The organism is Streptomyces spirodelae, assembly GCF_017676385.1.
Lineage (GTDB): Bacteria > Actinomycetota > Actinomycetes > Streptomycetales > Streptomycetaceae > Streptomyces > Streptomyces spirodelae.
This window is the reverse complement of the sequence record NZ_JAFFZN010000001.1, coordinates 120,775-138,331: the sequence shown is the minus strand read 5'-3', so window position 1 is coordinate 138,331 and position 17,557 is coordinate 120,775. Positions and strand designations below refer to the sequence as shown.

Genomic DNA, 17,557 nt, shown 5'->3' with positions numbered 1-17,557 from the left:
TGTCCGTGTCATCTGCGTCATCTGCGGAAGAGTTCGACGTCGTCGTGGTCGGCGGCGGCCCGAGCGGCTCGACCGTCGCGTCCTTCGTCGCCAAGCAGGGACACCGGGTGCTGCTGCTGGAGAAGGAGTCCTTCCCGCGGTACCAGATCGGTGAGTCGCTGCTGCCGGCGACCGTGCACGGCATCTGCGGACTGCTGGGCGTCTCCGAGGAGATCGAGCGGGCCGGTTTCGTACGCAAGCTCGGCGGCACCTTCCGGTGGGGGACCAGCCCCGAGCCGTGGTCGTTCGCCTTCGCCATCTCGCCGCGGATGGCCGGTCCGACCTCCCACGCGTACCAGGTCGAGCGGATGAAGTTCGACGACATCCTGCTCAAGCACTCCCGCAAGCTGGGGGTGGACGTGCGTGAGAACTGCGCCGTGACCGAGGTGATCGAGGCCGGTGACCGGGTCACCGGGGTCGCCTACACCGACGCGTCCGGCGCCCGGCACACCGTCAGCGCGCGGTACGTCGTCGACGCGTCCGGGAACAAGAGCCGCATCCACCGCCAGGCGGGCGGCGAGCGTACCTACTCGGACTTCTTCCGCAACATCGCGATCTTCGGCTACTACGAGGGCGGCAAGCGGATGCCCGCGCCGAAGCAGGGCAACATCTTCTGCGCCGCCTTCGACGAGGGCTGGTTCTGGTACATCCCGCTGAGCGACACCCTCACCAGCGTGGGCGCGGTGGTGCACCGCGAGTTCGCCGAGTCGGTGCAGGGCGACCCCGCCGAGGCGCTCGCGCAGCTCATCGCCAAGTGCCCCCGGATCGACGATCTGCTGTCCGACGCGAAGCGCGTCACCGAGGGCACCTATGGCCAGGTGCGCGTGCGGAAGGACTATTCCTACAGCAACAACAGCTACTGGCGCCCGGGGATGGTGCTCGTCGGGGACGCCGCCTGCTTCCTGGACCCGGTCTTCTCCTCGGGAGTGCACCTGGCGACCTACAGCGCGCTGCTCGCCGCGCGGTCCATCAACTCAGCACTGGCGGGCGAGGTGACCGAGGAGGCGGCTTTCACCGAGTTCGACGCCCGGTACCGCCACGAGTTCGGCCTCTTCTACGAGTTCCTGGTCTCCTTCTACGACATGAACAGCGACCACGAGTCGTACTTCTGGCAGGCGAAGAAGGTCGCGGGTTTCGGGGACTCCGAGGTCGAGGCGTTCGTCGAGCTGGTGGGCGGGGTGGCCTCCCTCGACGGTGCCTTCGTGGACGCCGAATCGGTACGCACGCGGTTCAAGCACACCGCCGGTGAACTCGAACGGTCGGTGTCCCAGGTCGACCGTACCGGCGGGGACGACGCCACTCCGCTCTACCAGTCGGAGATCATGGGCAGCGTCATGGAGCAGGGCACCCAGATCCAGGTCCAGGCCGCGCTCGGCGGCGACCTCGACCCGGAGGAGGCGCTGTACCCCGGCGGGCTGGTCCCCTCGGCGGACGGCCTGCGCTGGGTGGCGTCGGCCGAGCAGTGAGTCCCAAGTCCTGGCTGCGCGGCTTCCACACCGCGCCCGAGCCGGCGAGCCGCCCGGTCCAGCTGGTCTGCTTTCCCCACGCGGGTGGCTCAGCGGGCTACTTCGTACCCCTCTCAGCGCAGCTCAGCGGCGTGTCACAGGTCCTGGCGGTGCAGTATCCGGGCCGCCAGGACCGCTGGCGGGAGCCTGCGGTCGACAACCTCGACGAGCTCGCCGAGCAGATCGTCGCGGCACTCCGGCCGGCCCGGAACGGCGGTCCGCTGGCGCTGTTCGGACACAGCATGGGCGCCCTGGTGGCCTACGAGGTGGCCCGCCGGCTGGCACCGGCGCGGCTGTACGTGTCCGGCTGCCCGGCTCCCTCGCGGGGCGTCGAGGCCACGAAGGGGATCAAGGACGACGCCGGGCTGCTCGCTGACCTGCGCAGGCTGAACGGAACGGACGCCGGGCTGCTCGCCGACCCCGAGATGCTGGAACTGATCCTTCCGGCGCTCCGGGCCGACTACCACGCCGTACGGACCTACCAGTGGCAGCCGGGCTCCGAACCCCGCTGTCCGGTACGGGTCCTCACCGGCAGCCACGACACCCGCACCCCGCCGCACGTGGTGGCGGACTGGAGGCGGCACACCACGGGCGAGTGCCACTTCCACGAGTACGAGGGCGGCCACTTCTACCTGACCGAGCAGACCGGGCGAGTAGCCGACCTCCTCGCCGCGGACCTCGCCCAAGGGGTGCACTAGCCGCTTCCGAGAGACGAACGCGGGCGGGAGCGATCAGAACACCACTGCTGGACAGCTACGCTTCGGGCGAACCAGGTCTGCCCTTGGCCGCGTCGCCCCAAAGTGGTGACCATGCTGAACCGAGTAGCCGTCCTGTCCGACATCCATGGAGTCCTGCCGGCCCTGGAGGCTGTGCTAGCAGAACCGGAGGTGAGCGCGGCCGATCGCATCGTTCTCACCGGCGACATCACCGCCGGCCCGCAGCCGTGCCAGGTTCTCGACCTGCTGGCCGGCCTCGGCGAACGGGTGATCTGGATCAGCGGAAACGCCGACCGCGAGCTCCTCGGGTACCGCCGGGGAGACCGGGACACCATCCCTGACCCGATCGCTCCCTGGGCCGCCGAACAGCTGAGCGAGGACCAGTTGAGCCTTCTCGGTTCCTTGCCGCAGTCGCTCTCCGTCCCCGTGCGCGGCCTGGGAACGGTGCTGTTCTGCCATGCCACCCCGCGGAACGATGAAGAGGTCGTTCTGGTCGACTCCCGCCTCGACCGTTGGGAGGAGGTCTTGGGCGGGCTCGACGCCGACATCCGCACGGTGGTCTGCGGTCACACCCATATGCCGTTCGTGCGCCTGGCGCACGGCCGACTGGTGATCAACCCCGGCAGTGTCGGTATGCCCTACGGAAGAGCCGGAGCCCACTGGGCCCTCCTGGGGCCGGGCGTCGACCTTCGCACAACCGACTTCGACATCGAGGCCGCCATCCGCCGGATCACCCGGGACTGCTCCTACCCCGACATCGCCGAGTGGGCCGACTACTTCCTGCACGCCCGCGCCACCGACGCGGAAGCGCTCGACGCCTTCGCCCCACGGGACGGACGCGACGAGACGCCGTGAGGGTCCATGCCGCTCACCGGAAGGAGCGGGGCACAGGAGCGGCCGGGGGCCGTCCGCACGTATGGAACGGCGCTGCCGGAGCAGGCTCTCAGTTGGGAGGTGCGTTCCGGATCGCGGCGATGTCGAACTGCAGGCGTACCTTCTCGCTGACCATCGAGCCGCCTTCGGCCAGCTTGCTGTTGTACGTCAGGCCCCAGTCGGAGCGATCTATGGTGGTCGTACCGTCGAAGCCCGCGCGTTGGTAGCCGAAGGGGTCCAGCACGTGGCCTATGTAGGTCATCTCCAGCACGACGGGCCGGGTCACGTCCTTGATCGTGAGGTTTCCTGCCATACGGTAGGTGTCGCTGCTGATCGGCTGCACCTGTGTGCTGACGAACCTCATCTGCGGATAGTTGTCGGCGTCGAAGAAGTCACGGCCGACCAGGTGGGCGTCACGCTGGCCCACCCCTGTGTCGACGCTGGCCGTGGAAATGACAACCTCGGCGCGGGAACGGGACGGTTCGCGGCCGTCGAAGAAGAGCCGGCTCTGGTACTCGGTGAAAGACCCCCGCACCGTGGTCACCATGGCATGGCGTACGGAGAAACCGATCCGGCTGTGGGCCGGATCGATGATCCATTCCCCGGTGAGCTCCTGCAGAGCCGGGTCGAGCACCGCGACGTCCGGCCGGGGGTCTCCGTACGCGGCAGTGTGATTCGGGGGCTGGGTGGGCATTCCACGCCTGAACAGTTTCATGCTTCACCTGGCGACTCGTTGACGGGCAGTCCGGCAATGCTGCACCACCAATTGCCGTGCTCTCGCTCCGAATACGACCCCTATGGTGGGGAAGGTCCAGTTGCCTCACTCGAAATCTTCACGTGATCGTCGAATCTCTTCCGGACCCTGCCGACGAGACCCGACCACCGGGGGAGGGCGAGCCGTACGACGACGACAACGCTCCTGGGAATGCAGCGCAGTTCACCCGATGGGTGCTCAGACGAGGACGTTCTTGTAGAAGAGGTTGGAGCGGCGGTCGCCTGCGTCTCCTGACGCGAAACCCAGGAAGAGGCGCGACTGTCCGGCGTCCGTTCGGTAGATCGCCAGTCCTTCGGGCTCGCGGAAGGAGAGGGTGCTGCCGGCCTTGGTGAGGGTGGGGCCTTGCTTCACGGTGCCGGTGTTGAGGTCGACGCTGCTGAGGTAGGTGTTCCCGGGGTAAGGGTTCGACGAGGAGTAGGCGTTGCCCGTCATGAAGTACGCGTACGAGCCGTAGCTGGTGTAGCCCTGCATGGTGCCGGAGATCGACGGCTGCTTGAAGTGGGCCTTGGGCTTGCTGAAGTCACCGGAGCGCGCGTCGGCCAGGCTGTAGACGATGATGTGCTTGGCACCGTCGCTGTGGTACCGGACTGTCAGGTTGTTGTGGACGGGATCGATGGAGCAGGTGTACTCCACCGCGCCGGGCACCGGTGCGAACTTGGTGATCGCCGCGGAGTGGTCGAGCGTGGTGCCGCCGCTGAACTTGAAGCGGGCCAGCCGTCTCCCGTAGCCGTTGGCGTTGGCGTCGACCTCGGTCCACAGATAGCTGGACCCGCCCACTGGTTCGACGCCGAACGCGACACCGTGGCCGAACCCCTTGAGGTGCATGAAGGTGGTGTAGCCGCCCGCGAAGTCCAGCTGGGTCATGCACAGGTCACCGGCCGACGAGGGGGAGCCGTTCCGGCGCTGCGCGACGAACAGCCGCTTGTTGACGCTGTCGAAGGCGAAGCTCTGCTGCACCGTGTCGTCGTGCAGCGGCTTGTGCCGGTAGAGGTCGTACGACGGCTTGGTCAGGTCGAAGCGCCGAGTGGCCGGCACGGCGGCCGAGGCGTTGCCGGAACCGGCCCCCAGGCCGAGTGCGGCCAGGGCGAGACCGCCTCCGGTCTGCAGCATCCCCCGGCGTGTCAGCGGCGTATGAGACATGGCATTCCCTCCGTCCTGCGTGCGCGTGCGCGTGCGCATGCGAAAGCGAAATGGCGTGTACAGGTCAAATCTAGGCCAATCGCGGCCGGGCGTCCTCTGGTTGGGGGAGATGGCTGCTGTGGGAGGGGGAGCGGGCCAACCTCGCGTCAGCGAAACCGGCTCCCGCCAGGTTGCCGCCCGTCGCCTGGGTCACATCAGCGTCGTGTCCCCGGTACGACTCCAGCAGCTTGCGCAGGGCGGTGGCATACCTCATCGACTCCCACCGTCTCCCGCGTCGTTATGCGTGGACGGGGCCACGGAACGGGGGAGAGCGATGCCAGTGAGAGGATGCGAGCGTGTTGGCAACAAGCAGCGACATCGAGAAGGCAGCCGGGGTGCTGCGCGCCGGAGGCCTCGTAGCCCTGCCGACCGAGACCGTCTACGGGCTGGGCGCCAATGCCGAGGATCCCGCCGCGGTCAGCCGGATCTTCCAGGCCAAGGGCCGCCCGCCCTCCCACCCGCTGATCGTCCACCTCGGCGGCGGGGAGCAGCTGGGGGACTGGGTCGAGGAGGTGCCGGCGGCTGTGCGCACGTTGGCTGAACACTTCTGGCCCGGGCCGCTGACGCTGGTCCTGCGGCGTGGGCGCCGAGTGCCCCTTGAGGCGACGGGTGGCCTGGAGACGGTGGCCGTGCGCGTGCCCGCCCACCCCGTGGCACTCGAACTGCTGTCGGCGTTCGGCGGTGGTGTGACGGCCCCGTCCGCCAACCGCTTCGGCTCGGTCAGCCCCACCACGGCGGACCACGTCCGTGCGGAGCTCGGTGACGCCGTCGATTTCGTGCTGGACGGCGGCCCCTGCGAGGTCGGCGTCGAGTCGACCATCGTCGACGCCACCGGTGACACCCCGAGCATCCTCCGGCCCGGCGGGGTGACACGCGAAGACCTCGAGGCGGTGCTGGGGCGCCCGCTCACTGTCCCCTCGACGAGCCGCGTGCGCGTGCCGGGGCAGCATCCGTCGCACTACGCGCCGCGGGCGCGGGTCATCCTCGTGGAGCCGGAGAAGGTCGTCGCCGAAGCCGGGCGCGAGCAAGAGCTGGGCCACCGGGTGGGCGTCCTGCTTCCCCCCTCCTGCGCCGACGCCCCCGTGAAGGCGCACGCCGTGGTGGACGTTCCCGCTTCGACGGCTGCCTACGCGCGCGGGCTGTACGGCTTCCTGCGCGAGCTCGACCAGCGGGGATGCGACCTCATTGTCGCCTCCCTGCCGGCGGAGGAGGGGCTGGGGCTGGCGATCGCCAACCGGCTCCGGCGTGCCGCGGGACCCCGGCTCGCCGTGTGACCCAGCGCCGACCGCCCGGCGTCACGAAGCCGTGTCGGCGGGCACCTCCAGTCCGCGGGTTGTGACGACGTGAGCCGTTCCGTCGGCCAGGCGGTAGGACAGCCCCACAACTCCCACCCGGCCGGCGTCGACCGCTTCGGCCAGTGCCCGGGAGCGCTCCAGCAGCATGCCGACGGTGTGCCGGACGTGCTCGGCGATGAAGTCGGCGCCTTCGGTGTGTCCGGCGGCGCGGGTGGCCAGCACGCTGGGGGTGACCCGCTCGATCACATCCTGCACGTATCCGCCCGCCGGTGTGCCGTCCTCCACAGCGGCGCGGGTCGCGGCGACCGCGCCGCACGCATCGTGGCCGAGCACCACCACCAGCGGGGCGCCGAGCACGCTCACCCCGTACTCGACGCTGCCCAGCACCTCCGGCCCCGCGACGTGGCCTGCGGTGCGGACGACGAACAGGTCTCCCAGCCCCCGGTCGAAGATGATCTCGGCGGCGAGGCGGGAGTCGGAGCAGCCGAAAAGCACCGCGAACGGGTTCTGCGCCGGGACGAGCTCGGTACGGCGAGTGGCGTCCTGGTTCGGGTGCTCAGGCGCCCCGGCGACGAACCGCTGGTTGCCGGCCAGCAGCATCTCGAAGGCTTCCGCGGGCGTGAGTGTCTCTCTGTCGATCATAGGAAGCAGACTACGACCGGACCCCGGGCACAGAGCTACCAGGTCCGGCCGTAACCGCGGTTTGTGGCTGCGCGCCTTCCAGCAGGGTGGGAAGGTGCTACGCGGTGGTGGGGGAGGCGGTCAGCGCGCCGAGCGTCATCGGGGCATCGCGGCGGCTGAGGATGATGAGAACCGGCTGGTCGCCGTCCAGGCACTCGATGACGACGTGGTCGAGCTTGTAGGAATAGTCGTGCTTGTAGGAGCGGTACCAGGCGTCGACGTCGTCGGGCCGCACAGCTCTCAGGCGCTGAACGGTCAGCGTCTCGGGCAACTCCCTGCGGGCCACACGACCGGCGGGGTCAGGCGTGGTCGCCGGGCGCCCGTCGCCTATCACCAGATACGCGAATCCCTCCACGCTGTAGGGGACGTCCCCCAGCACGGTCGCATCCACGCAACGCCTCTCCCCGGGAACGAGGGGGGCGATGTCACTGGTGTCCGCGGCACGTCGCTCGCGCCGCCGCAGGCCCCAAGCGCACAGGGCTCCGAGTCCCGTGGCGGGCGGGATACCGGCGGCGGTGACCAGGCAGGCCGTCTGCACGCTGTCGGTGACCATGGCACTGGCCATGCCGACACAGCTGGTGACGGTGGCCGTCACCATCCCCACGGTGACCGGCCAGGCGTCGGCGAAGGCCGCGGTGGGGTGACGGTAGCGCAGCCACCAGCCGATCATGAGCAGGCCGAGTCCGAAGGGCAGCGTCAGCAGACCGAAGGCCAGCGGAAGCCGCCAGTCGTCAGCCGGCGACGCCTTGGTCTCCTGGGCCGCGGCCCCGAACCGCACAGTGCGGATCTCACCCCGCCAGCGCGTCACCTCGACCTCGTCCCCGGCACGCACGGCGTCGTACACCGGAGCCGACCCGGTCATCCGCACCCGCTGCACGTGGCCTGAGCCCTTCTCGGTGAGCAGCAGCCAGTAGTGGACGCTCCTGCCGCTCGACTCCTTCTGCGTGCCCTCGATGGTGGCGGGGACAGTCGTCCTGCAGGAGTCCGACCGGCGGTCGGCCGAGCAGGACGGCGCGGAAACGTACTCGCTGTTCTTCGCCAGCGCGACCGGCACGGCCGCGAGCAGTCCCGCTCCGACCAACGCAAGGAGCAGACCGACGAGGACAGGGGGCAGGGCCTTCGTGGACTTCCCCCGCTTCGCCGGCTGCGCCGCACTCCCCAACCCGCCACGCCTTCCCTGCTCGCCCGCGCCCGGCTCTCTCGCAGCCCGCCCCGCCATCCCCACCGCCCCCTCCTGCTGTCGGCGCCGGCCCCGCAGCCGTCGCTGTTCCTTCACATTCTGCCCTCGCGTCTCCTCCCGGTTCACGGGGGAGTCAGCCGCTCACAGCGCTACCCGGACCGGGGCGTCCCAGCGCTGCTGACACCGCGCGGTTTGTGCCCGGCTGACAGTGGCACCGCCGGAGGTGGCCGGAGGTGTACCTATTGCTGGTGGGCCGCCGTCGCGAGGGTCCCCTCGATGAGGTCGCGCAGCTGGGAACGGGCGGTGACGCCCAGTTTGGGAAAGCAGCGGTAGAGGTGCGAACTGACCGTGCGCGGGGAGAGAAAGAGCTTCTCGCCGATCTCACGGTTGGTCAGCCCGCGGGCGGCGAGCCGGACGATCTGCTGCTGCTGCGGGGAGAGGCCGGCGAGCGCGTCGGGGGCCGCGTCCGTGACGTCGAGGCCGGCGGCGCGCGATTCGGCCCGGGCACGTTCGATCCACGGGTGTGCGTCCAAGCGACGGAAGACCTCCAGGGCCTCGGTGAGCGGCCCACGCGCCTCCGCGATGCGCCGACGGCGCCGCAGCCACTCGGCGAGGTCGAGCAGGGTCTGTGCACGTTCGAAGGGCCAGTACTCCAGGCCCGGATCAGCCAGAGCCGCCCGGAAGTGCGGTTCGGCGTCCTCGGGGTCCGCGAGAAGGCCACGGGCTCGGCTGATCAGCGCACGCAGACGAGGTGAGGTGTTGTCCGCAAGCGCTGTTGCCGAGCGCTCCACGATCGCGGCAGCCTCCTCGTGGCGGCCGCAGCGCACAGCGGCGGCGGCCAGATCCGCGAGTGCCGGGTAGGAGGCGTGGTAATGCACGGGCGCGCCGTCTGCCGTGAAGATCATGCGGAGCCGGCCGTACGCGGTCCCGTACGCCCCTTCCGCGGCCGCAGCGGCACCGAGCGCTCGGTGGGCGTAGACGGCGACCGAGCGGCTTTCCAGCGGATCGACCAGAGCGAGCGCTTCCTCGGCCCGGGTGCGGGCCGAGGACACCTCGCCCTGGAAGGCCAGCAGGGTGGCCTCCACGGTTGCCGCACAGGCCACGGCGTGGTCGAGGCCGGTCGCCCGGCCGACCGCGGTGATGCGGGCGCAGGCCTCGCGGGCCTGTTCCCACCGTCCTCGCTCCACGTAGGCCCAGGCGACCGCGCCGCCCAGCCCCTCGGGCAGCGCGCCCTGCAGTTCCCAGCGGTCGAATGCCTCGTCGAAGGCACGGACGGCCTGTGGGGTCTCGTCCAGGAGCCACGCCATGATCCCGACGGCGGTGAGCCGCTCCGGCCGGCCTTCCGCCTCGGCAGCCAGCTGCGGCAGCAGGGAGACGAGTTGGGCCCAGTCGTCGAAGGGCTCCGACACGGCCCGCACCCAGGTGCGCAAGCCTGCGTGCGAAGCGTTCGCTTGAAGGCGGCGCAGGATGTCCCGGATGCGGTGGCGCTGGGCGTCCTCTCCGGAGTAGAAGCGGACCACGGCGGCACCGGCCAGGAGTTCCAGCCCGGCCGCGGGCTGGGAGACCGCCAGTTCCTCGGCCGCGTCGGCCAGCCGGGAGAAGACCCTGAGGTGGCGCCCGGCCAGGACCGCCAGCCGTCCGGCCCGCACGGTGGCGGAGGCCAGCAGAGCTGCGTCATCCGTGCGCGTTCGTACCGCGGCGACCAGTTCCTCGACCCAGGCGAGGTCCCCGGTGAACACCGCCGCTGCGGCGGCTTCGACCAGCAGCCGGGCACTCTCCTCGCGCTGGGGGGCGAGTTCCGCCGCGCGCTGCAGGGCACGGGCCGCCGCCGCGTGGCCGCCGCGGCGGCGGGCCCGTCCGGCGGTCCGCTCCAGCTCCGCCGACACGGCCGCGTCCGGGTGCGGGCAGGCGGCTGCACGATGCCAGGCACTCCGGTCCGGCTCGTCCCGCAGCATCGTGGCGAGCGAGAGGTGAGCCTCGCGCCGGGCGCCCGAGGAGGCTGCGTGATACACGGCTGACCGGACCAGCGGGTGGCGGAACTGGACGTCCCGGCTGGTCCGCCGTACCAGCCCGGCCTGCTCGGCCGGAATCCAGGCCGCGTCCTCGGCACACGGCAGCCTCGCCGAGACGGCGACCGTCCAGTCGGCGCTGTCCATGGCGGCCAGGAGCAGCAGAGCCCGCGCGGTGGAGGCGGGGAGGCTGTCCAGGCGGGCGGCGAAGACCCGCTCCAGGCGGTCGGGGAGCGGAAGCGGACCCGTGGACGGCGGTCCCGCAGCCCTCTCCTGTGTTGAGGCCGTCCTCGTCAGTTCCACCAGTGCCAGCGGGTTGCCGCCTGCCTGCTCGAGAATCCGCGCTCTGATACGGCCGGTGGGGCTCTTCGGCCGCAGGTCCAGCAGTTGATTGGCCGCGGCGTCGTCGAGCGGTTCCAGGGTGAGCGTCGGCGTATGACGGTCGAATCCGGGAACGCGATCGCTGTCACGGGCCCCGATCAGCATCGTGACCGGTTCACCTTCCAGTCGTCTGGCGGCGAAGGACAGCGCATCCAGGGAAGCACGGTCGAACCACTGCGCATCGTCCAGCACCACGAGCACGGGATGGTGGTCGCCCAAGCCTGACAACAGGCTCAGGACGGCGACCCCGGTCAGCATGAGATCGGGTCCCGACGTGGCCGACCCCTCGCCGAAGGCGTCCCGCAGCGCAGCGCGCTGCCTCCCTGGCAGTCCGTCCACCCCGGCCAGGACCGGCCGCAGCAACTGATGCAGCGCGGAGAAGGCGAGGCTCGACTCCGACTCGCTCCCTGTGGCACGCAGGACGCGAGCGCCGCCGGCCTCAGCCCGCAGCGCCGCTTGATCCAGCAGCGCGCTCTTGCCCGCCCCCACCTCACCGACCAGCATCAGCACCGGTTCGGCCGCCACCGAGTCCACCGCACGGAAGAGGCGTGCCAATTCCGCGCCCCGGCCGACGAGCAGCTCCCGGGAATCCGGCTCGGACTCCACAACCGCACCGCGGTCGCATGTGTGCTCGCCCACGGGGTCTCCCGGAATTGTGCCTTTCGAGACCGGAGTCGCTTCGCCCTGGCCACGTACAGGCTACAAGCGCCCGGGTCCGGTGCCCGTGTCCGCTGCCTGGATCCAGCGCAGGGCCCCGGCGCCCGGCCCTGCGCACAGGTGCAGTCACGTTACGGATACCGCGTGCGCCGAGCCCGCTCGTACGGTTCCAGGAAAATCACCGCCTTTCCGAGGACCTCACATGGACCAAATCACGCTCGGCAACGTAACCATTACTCGGGTATGGGAATACTTCGGCCCCGTCGAAATGACTCCCGACGCCTTCTTCCCCGATAGCCCTCAGGAGGTGTGGAGCGGCGGCGCCTCATGGCTGGCTCCGCATTTCCTCGATTCCGAGACCAATATCGTCAATTCCGCTGTCCAGACCTGGCTGCTGCGCAGCGGAGGCAAGACCGTCCTGGTCGACACCGGCGTGGGCAACTACAAGGATCGCCCGTACGCGCCGGTCTGGAACCGCCTCGAAACAGGTTTCCTGGCCAATCTCGCACGCGCCGGCGTGGAGCCCGAAGACGTGGACCTCGTGATCAACACACACCTCCACATCGATCACGTTGGCTGGAACACGTATCTGGACGGCCGGGAATGGGTACCCACTTTCCCCAACGCGACCTATCTGATGCCGAAGGAAGACTTCGACTTCTGGAACCCGGAGAACGAGTACAAACCGCTGCTCGGTCGGGGCAACCAGAACGTCTTCGAGGACAGCGTGGCCCCGGTGCACCAGGCCGGCCAGACATTGCTGTGGGAAGACAGCCACCAGATAGACGCCGACCTTCGCCTCGACGCGGCTCCCGGGCACACCCCCGGCTCCTCCGTGCTGACCCTCACCTCTGGGACGGACCGCGCCGTGTTCGTCGGGGACATGCTGCACAGTCCCGTGCAGATCCTCGAGCCCGACTCCAACAGCTGCTTCTGCGAGGACCCCGCAGCCGCCCGCGCCACCCGCCGCAAGGTGCTGGGCTGGGCGGCCGACAACAACGCACTCGTGGTCCCGGCGCATCTGGGCGGTCACGGCGCAGCCGAAGTGGCCCGCGAGGGAGAGCGGTTCGCCATCAAGGGCTGGGCTCCCTTCGCCCCGTACCCCGAGCAGGTTTGAGTCCGACCGGGAAAGCCGAGTTCCACGGAGAGACACGAGATATGAGCAACCGACCCCGACCCGTCGTGACCACGGAGCAGGGAGCCGTCCGCGGACTGCGTCAGGGCGACACAGCCGTCTTCCGCAACATCCCTTACGCCGCCCCGCCCCGCGGCGCCGGCCGATTCGCGCTGCCCCAGCCGCACGAGCGGTGGGACGGCATACGGGACGCCACCGCACCGGGTCCCAACGCACCGCAGTCCGAGCGCAAGCTCGGCAGCATCGACATGTCCCCGTACTTCGGTACCGGTTGGAGCCGTGGCGAGGACTACCTCACCGTGAACGTCTGGACGCCCGCCGGCGCGGCCGCGGGCGGCGGCCTGCCGGTCATGGTGTTCGTCCACGGCGGCGGATTCGTCGCCGGTTCGACGCGGTCCGAGCTGTACGACGGTTCCGCCTTCGCCCGCGACGGTGTCGTCCTCGTCACCCTCAACTACCGGCTCGGCATCGCGGGGTTCCTCGACCTCCCCGGCGTGCCCGCCAACCGCGGGCTGCTCGACGTTGTCGCCGCGCTGCGATGGGTGCGGGAGAACATCGCCGCCTTCGGCGGTGACCCGCACAACGTCACCCTCTTCGGCCAGTCGGCCGGGGCGACCATCGTCGGCGGCGTCCTCGCCACCCCGGAAGCCGCCGGCCTCTTCCGGCGGGCGATCGTCCAGAGCGGCAGCGGCACGGGAGCGTTCACCGCCGAGCAGGCCGCCCGCGTCACCAGGGCAGCAGCGGAGGTCCTCGGCATCGAGCCCCGGGCCGACGCTTTCGCGGAGCTCTCCGACGACCGTCTGGTCGAGGCCGCCCTCCGGCTCGCGGGTATCGACCTGCGGACCGAGACGCACCACGACCCGTTGATCGGACTCAGCCCTTTCAGCCTGGTGCTGGAGACGCAGCCCGCCGAATCCGTCGCCGTCGGCCTCAGCGGCGACGTCGACCTGCTCATCGGGACCAACACCGAAGAGGGCAACCTCTATCTGGTCCCGGTGGGCAAGTACGCCACGTCGACCACGGCTGACGTCGAGGACGCGGCTGCGCGCTCACACTCGGACCCGGTGCGACTTGTCGAGACGTACCGGAAGGCACGCCCCGAGGCGTCGTTCGGCGAGCTGCGCTCCGCCATCATGGGCGACGCGCTGTTCGGCGCCGGCAGCTGGGCCTTGGCCGGCGCGCATGCCTCCCACGTTGGATCCGCCACCTACGCCTACGAGTTCGCCTGGCGCTCCCACGCCCTCGAGGGAGAGCTCGGCGCCACCCACGCGGTCGAGCTGCCCTTCGTCTTCGACGTGGCCCACCTTCCACGGCTGCACGGAATCGACGCCCTGCTCGGCCCTGACAAGCCCCCCGCCGATCTCGCCGCCCGGATGCACCAGACATGGGTCAGGTTCGCAAGCACCGGCAACCCCGGCTGGGACCCGTACGACGAGGAGCGCCGCGCCACGATGCGGATCGGCGCCGAGTGGACGCAGGTCGACGACCCCCGCAGTGAGGAACGACAGGCCTGGCGCTGACCCTCCGGCGCCGTTCCGAGTGCAGCCCGTTCAGCGAGCCGGAAGGTCGGGCCCCGGTCGGTGAGTGCCCGCTCACCGACCGGGCCGGCTGCCGGGGGACGGGGGCCACGCTGCTGCCGCACCACGGCTCGGGGCGGGCTCAGGTGTCGTCAGGGACGCGCTGCCGTGCGTCGTGAGCGGGACCGCTCGCGGCGCGTTCGCCGTACGAGGTCGGCTGCCGCGTCCGGCCAGGCGCCGTGGTCGAAGGTGAACCCGGCGTCGGTCAGCCGTCCGGGCACTACGCGTCGGCTCTTGAGGAGGAGTTCGGTGTCGGTGCGGAGAACGAAGGCACCGATCTCGGCCATCCATCGCGTGGCGGGCAGGCCGACCGGCATGCCCCAGGCGCCGCGCAGCGCGCGCATGAACTCCCGCTGCGGCAGCGGGTCGGGAGCCGCGAGGTTGACCGGCCCGGTGATGTCGTCCCGGGCGATCAGGAACTCCACGGCGCGGACGAGGTCACGGTCGTGTATCCAGGACACGTACTGCGCGCCGCCCGCGACCGGTCCGCCGAGGCCGAGCCGCGTCAGCCACAGCAGGTAGTCGAAGACGCCGCCGCGGTCCGGGCTCATCACCATCGCCGCCCGCAAGGCCACCTTGCGCGTGTGCGGCGTCACGGCCCGCTCCTGTTCCCGCTCCCAGTTCCGCGCGATCTGGACGCTGTAGGCCCAGTAGCCGGGGACGCCGGACTCGTCTCCGCCGATCACCCCGGTGGCTTCGTCGTTCGGCGCGTCGAAGCGGTGGGCGTACACAGTGGCGGTGCTCATCTGGAGCCAGACGGCGGGCGGTTTGCGGGCGGCGGCGATCGCCTCGCCCACGACCCGTGCGGAGTCCACGCGCGAGTCCATCATGGCGCGGAGGTTCTCGTCTGTGTAGCGGCAGCTGACGCTGCGGCCCGCAAGATTGATCACGACGTCACTGCCGTCGACGGCCTCCGCCCATGGGCCCAGCGTCCGGCCGTCCCACCGGACTTCGCAGTCCCGCACCGGGCGTCTGGTCAGGACCACGACCTCGTGGCCCGCCGCGGTCAGCGCTCGGCGCAGCACGCCGCCCACCTGACCGGTCCCTCCCGGCAGCACTACCTTCACTGGCCCTCCCCCCTCACCGTGACGTCTCACGTCGTAGAGCGAGCGTACGACCTGCCCGAACGGGGGCGGCGCGAGGCATGGCCCTCGGCCGGGCAGGTCGCCGCCGGTGCTTCGCCGCGTGGGGCGTACCGCCTTCGTGGCCCAACCGACCCTTCCGGGCGGCGCGCATACCGCTCCCGGGCCGGGAGCGTATACGGCGCGCATACCGCTCCCGGCGGAGCGCATACCGCGGAAGTTGAGGGCGGGTTCGAACCGGTGGGTGACGACGGCCGGTCGCGTCGGCCGTAGCTTTTCGTGCAGGGAGGGGACAGATGACCGACAGCGCCTATGAAGAGGCACAGCGCACCGTGCGGCGCATTCAGCGTCTTTCGGACGACTGCTGGCACGCGTTGGACGCTTCCGTCAGTGCCATGGACGACGAAGCCTGGGTCGGCCCGGTCGCGCGGCGGTTCCATGACGCCGTACGGGCCGACCAGCGCGAGTTGCAGACCCAGCTCGCCAAGGCGGTCAGGGACGCCCAGGAGAAGCTCGCGGCGATGCCGGGGAAGCCATGACCCATCCGGTGGGGAATCCGAACTTCTCCGGTGCCAAGATGCCGGCCTTCGACACTCTGGTGAGCCGGCACGCGCGCGCCGCGTTCTTGCTCGAACAGCTCGCCGGGGATCTGTGGGAAGAGCTGAACAGGATGCGCGTCGACACCTCACCCGCCCCCCGCGTTCGCACCCTCGCCCAGCGCGTGCGTACCCAGACGACGGAGTTGCAGACGCGCCAGACCCGGGTGCACCACATGCAGAAGACCGGGGACGGCGCCCAGTTGTGCACGGTAGAGGGCACCTTCTGGAAGCTGCCCGAGGATGCCGTTCCCACTCCGGTGCCGGGTCAGCCGCCCCCCACCGATCCGGTGGAACTGTCCATCGAGCTGTGGGACGCCAACCTGCTGCCACGCGCGGGCCGCCTGCGCCCCGACGGCACTCCGTTCTCGCCCAAGGAGGACGCGGTCCTCAGCTGGATCGCCGCACACCGCGAGAGCATCATCGCGGAAGCCCGGAAGTGGAACATCTCCCCTCAGGCGATTGCCGCCGCGATCGCCTGGGAGGCGATGGAGAACGTGAAGGGGATCCCCACCGGCATGCTCGCAGGGACCGGCGTCGGCACCGAGGTGAAGAACGCGTCGTTCGGACCCGGCAAGGTCCATGTCGACTTCCCGCTCGTCAACCAGATCGAGAACCGGGGCTATCTGCCCCGCAGAGCCGTGTGGGAGCGCGAGAAGATACTCAAGAGCGACGAGGGATCGATCCGGTACATCGCCGCGATCATGGGCGCCTACTCCAAGGTGACCGATGACAAGGCGAAAGGTCACTACAACATCCGCTACGACGTGCCGATGCTCACCCAGCTGTACCAGGGGAGCGACCTGGAACAGTGGGAAGCGGCGCTGGCCAGGAGAAGAGCGAGCAACGACTGGGGCAAGCTCGACCCGCAGAACCCGATGGCCCTCTGGTCCCAGCGCAATCAGGCATTCCTCGACGCCGCTCTGCCCAAGGACCCCTGGAAAGTGGACCCCGAGCCCGCGACCCCGGTACGGCCTCCCGGCCCGCCCGCCCCGCCGTCCAGCCCCTCGACCACCCCGGTGCCGCGCACCCGCCCCAGCCCCACACCCCCTTGGAACAACTGATGAAGCCGCCGTCCCGCCTGCCGTCCACAGGGGCTTCGACGCCCGGGCGTGGGAAAGGCAGCGGCGAGTCGCGCGCTGCTGCGCCAGTGGGCGGCCCGCAGCACGTCGGTGACGGGTATTACTCAGCGGGGCGCGTCTGGGTGATACGCCACAGACGGCGGGGCAGTTCGCCCTCCTCGAAGGCGTGGACTTCGTGGAGGGTCCAGCTTTCGGCGAGGGCGTCGACCAAGCGGCGAGGGAAGAAGTGCACCGCGAAGCCGCCGTGCTCGTAGATGTCGTCGCCGTGTGCCGTGCCGGTGCCGTAGTGGGCGTCACCGGTGTGCCGGACGGTGTACACGAAGGTGCCTCCGGGCCGTAGCACGCGGCGGACCTCATCGACCACTGCATGGATCTCCCCGGTCGACAGCGCCATGCACAGCAGCATGTGCGCGAAGACGCCATCGACCGACGCGTCCGGGAGCGGCAGCGGCTCCCGCACGTCGTGCACCACGGTGGTCACCCGGTCGGCGATCCCCTGGTCGCGGGCGGCCTGCTGGAGCTGTTCCAGGCCGGTGCCGGAGAAGTCGGTGGCCTGGACGGTGAAGCCTTCGCGGGCGAAGAGCAGGGTGTCGCGGCCGTGCCCGGCACCGAGCTCGAGGATGTGCTCAGCCCCGGCTGCCCGGAAGGCGGCGCACGCGTGGCGAGCGGGTGCGCTGGGCTGCTGCCCGTACATGTCCGGGTGGGCGTCGTAGGTGTGCTGCCAGTGCTCGCGCTGGACGTCGGCCAGTTCCCGCTCGGGGTCGTCGCCCACCCTCTCCCGCCCTTCTTCGCACC

At 70.3% G+C, this 17,557-nt stretch carries 16 protein-coding genes; 8 read left to right on the top strand and 8 right to left on the bottom strand.

Going from position 1 to position 17,557, the window contains the following annotated elements:
* The first annotated feature begins 5 nt into the window (after positions 1 to 5).
* The 3 genes from JW592_RS00595 to JW592_RS00585 all read left to right on the top strand — a co-directional run bounded on the left by JW592_RS00595 (position 6) and on the right by JW592_RS00585 (position 3,115).
* Positions 6 to 1,505: a tryptophan 7-halogenase gene (locus JW592_RS00595; RefSeq protein WP_209262810.1), complete on the top strand. Its 1,500-nt coding sequence runs from the start codon at positions 6 to 8 to the stop codon at positions 1,503 to 1,505.
* A complete protein-coding gene (locus tag JW592_RS00590; RefSeq protein ID WP_209262809.1) occupies positions 1,502 to 2,242 on the top strand; it encodes a thioesterase II family protein in 741 nt (246 codons plus the stop codon). The genes JW592_RS00595 and JW592_RS00590 overlap by 4 nt, the downstream gene beginning before the upstream one ends.
* A 111-nt stretch (positions 2,243 to 2,353) precedes the next feature.
* A complete protein-coding gene (locus tag JW592_RS00585) occupies positions 2,354 to 3,115 on the top strand; it encodes a metallophosphoesterase family protein (RefSeq protein WP_209262808.1) in 762 nt (253 codons plus the stop codon).
* 88 nt (positions 3,116 to 3,203) lie between these two features.
* Here the strand turns inward: JW592_RS00585 and JW592_RS00580 are convergent, their stop codons facing one another.
* From JW592_RS00580 to JW592_RS00570, 3 genes are all read right to left on the bottom strand, one after another.
* The gene (locus tag JW592_RS00580; protein WP_229374967.1) at positions 3,204 to 3,827 is read right to left on the bottom strand and encodes a YceI family protein; all 624 of its coding nucleotides are present in this window, start codon (positions 3,825 to 3,827) and stop codon (positions 3,204 to 3,206) included.
* A gap of 258 nt (positions 3,828 to 4,085) precedes the next feature.
* Positions 4,086 to 5,048 carry a phage baseplate protein gene (locus JW592_RS00575; RefSeq protein ID WP_209262806.1) on the bottom strand — a complete coding sequence of 321 codons (963 nt, stop codon included), beginning with the start codon at positions 5,046 to 5,048 and terminating at the stop codon, positions 4,086 to 4,088.
* A 70-nt stretch (positions 5,049 to 5,118) separates the two neighbouring features.
* Positions 5,119 to 5,301, bottom strand: a complete 183-nt coding sequence (locus JW592_RS00570) for a hypothetical protein (protein WP_209262805.1) — start codon at positions 5,299 to 5,301, stop codon at positions 5,119 to 5,121.
* 82 nt (positions 5,302 to 5,383) lie between these two features.
* On the opposite strand from JW592_RS00570, the gene JW592_RS00565 reads away from it, so the two are divergent.
* Positions 5,384 to 6,361, top strand: coding sequence for an L-threonylcarbamoyladenylate synthase (locus JW592_RS00565; protein WP_209262804.1), 978 nt, complete (start codon positions 5,384 to 5,386; stop codon positions 6,359 to 6,361).
* Positions 6,362 to 6,382: 21 nt separating this feature from the next.
* Here JW592_RS00565 and JW592_RS00560 read toward each other — a convergent pair whose 3' ends face one another.
* The 3 genes from JW592_RS00560 to JW592_RS00550 all read right to left on the bottom strand — a co-directional run bounded on the left by JW592_RS00560 (position 6,383) and on the right by JW592_RS00550 (position 11,272).
* A complete protein-coding gene (locus JW592_RS00560; RefSeq protein WP_209262803.1) occupies positions 6,383 to 7,024 on the bottom strand; it encodes a carbonic anhydrase in 642 nt (213 codons plus the stop codon).
* A gap of 97 nt (positions 7,025 to 7,121) precedes the next feature.
* Positions 7,122 to 8,144, bottom strand: coding sequence for a hypothetical protein (locus JW592_RS00555; RefSeq protein WP_229374966.1), 1,023 nt, complete (start codon positions 8,142 to 8,144; stop codon positions 7,122 to 7,124).
* 338 nt (positions 8,145 to 8,482) lie between these two features.
* Positions 8,483 to 11,272, bottom strand: coding sequence for a helix-turn-helix transcriptional regulator (locus JW592_RS00550; RefSeq protein WP_209262802.1), 2,790 nt, complete (start codon positions 11,270 to 11,272; stop codon positions 8,483 to 8,485).
* A 220-nt stretch (positions 11,273 to 11,492) separates the two neighbouring features.
* On the opposite strand from JW592_RS00550, the gene JW592_RS00545 reads away from it, so the two are divergent.
* Positions 11,493 to 12,407 (top strand): MBL fold metallo-hydrolase, encoded by a 915-nt coding sequence (locus tag JW592_RS00545; protein ID WP_209262801.1) that lies wholly within the window; start codon positions 11,493 to 11,495, stop codon positions 12,405 to 12,407.
* Between the two features lie 41 nt (positions 12,408 to 12,448).
* Positions 12,449 to 13,945, top strand: a complete 1,497-nt coding sequence (locus tag JW592_RS00540) for a carboxylesterase/lipase family protein (RefSeq protein WP_209262800.1) — start codon at positions 12,449 to 12,451, stop codon at positions 13,943 to 13,945.
* 149 nt (positions 13,946 to 14,094) lie between these two features.
* Here the strand turns inward: JW592_RS00540 and JW592_RS00535 are convergent, their stop codons facing one another.
* A complete protein-coding gene (locus JW592_RS00535) occupies positions 14,095 to 15,069 on the bottom strand; it encodes a TIGR01777 family oxidoreductase (protein WP_209262799.1) in 975 nt (324 codons plus the stop codon).
* 311 nt (positions 15,070 to 15,380) lie between these two features.
* Between JW592_RS00535 and JW592_RS00530 the strand changes: the two genes are divergently transcribed.
* Together JW592_RS00530 and JW592_RS00525 are read left to right on the top strand one after the other, a co-directional pair.
* The gene (locus JW592_RS00530; RefSeq protein ID WP_209262798.1) at positions 15,381 to 15,623 is read left to right on the top strand and encodes a hypothetical protein; all 243 of its coding nucleotides are present in this window, start codon (positions 15,381 to 15,383) and stop codon (positions 15,621 to 15,623) included.
* Positions 15,620 to 16,744 (top strand): hypothetical protein, encoded by a 1,125-nt coding sequence (locus tag JW592_RS00525; RefSeq protein WP_209262797.1) that lies wholly within the window; start codon positions 15,620 to 15,622, stop codon positions 16,742 to 16,744. The genes JW592_RS00530 and JW592_RS00525 overlap by 4 nt, the downstream gene beginning before the upstream one ends.
* A 118-nt stretch (positions 16,745 to 16,862) precedes the next feature.
* Here the strand turns inward: JW592_RS00525 and JW592_RS00520 are convergent, their stop codons facing one another.
* Positions 16,863 to 17,534, bottom strand: a complete 672-nt coding sequence (locus JW592_RS00520; RefSeq protein WP_307805243.1) for a class I SAM-dependent methyltransferase — start codon at positions 17,532 to 17,534, stop codon at positions 16,863 to 16,865.
* Between the last annotated feature and the right edge of the window lie 23 nt (positions 17,535 to 17,557).

Bases quoted from the DNA above. Each gene is read 5' to 3' on its own strand.
- JW592_RS00585 (WP_209262808.1), top strand. From the start codon at position 2,354: ATGCTGAACCGAGTAGCCGTCCTGTCCGACATCCATGGAGTCCTGCCG.
- JW592_RS00580 (WP_229374967.1), bottom strand. From the start codon at position 3,827: ATGCCCACCCAGCCCCCGAATCACACTGCCGCGTACGGAGACCCCCGG.
- JW592_RS00575 (WP_209262806.1), bottom strand. From the start codon at position 5,048: ATGTCTCATACGCCGCTGACACGCCGGGGGATGCTGCAGACCGGAGGC.
- JW592_RS00570 (WP_209262805.1), bottom strand. From the start codon at position 5,301: ATGAGGTATGCCACCGCCCTGCGCAAGCTGCTGGAGTCGTACCGGGGA.
- JW592_RS00560 (WP_209262803.1), bottom strand. From the start codon at position 7,024: ATGATCGACAGAGAGACACTCACGCCCGCGGAAGCCTTCGAGATGCTG.
- JW592_RS00545 (WP_209262801.1), top strand. From the start codon at position 11,493: ATGGACCAAATCACGCTCGGCAACGTAACCATTACTCGGGTATGGGAA.
- JW592_RS00540 (WP_209262800.1), top strand. From the start codon at position 12,449: ATGAGCAACCGACCCCGACCCGTCGTGACCACGGAGCAGGGAGCCGTC.
- JW592_RS00530 (WP_209262798.1), top strand. From the start codon at position 15,381: ATGACCGACAGCGCCTATGAAGAGGCACAGCGCACCGTGCGGCGCATT.
- JW592_RS00525 (WP_209262797.1), top strand. From the start codon at position 15,620: ATGACCCATCCGGTGGGGAATCCGAACTTCTCCGGTGCCAAGATGCCG.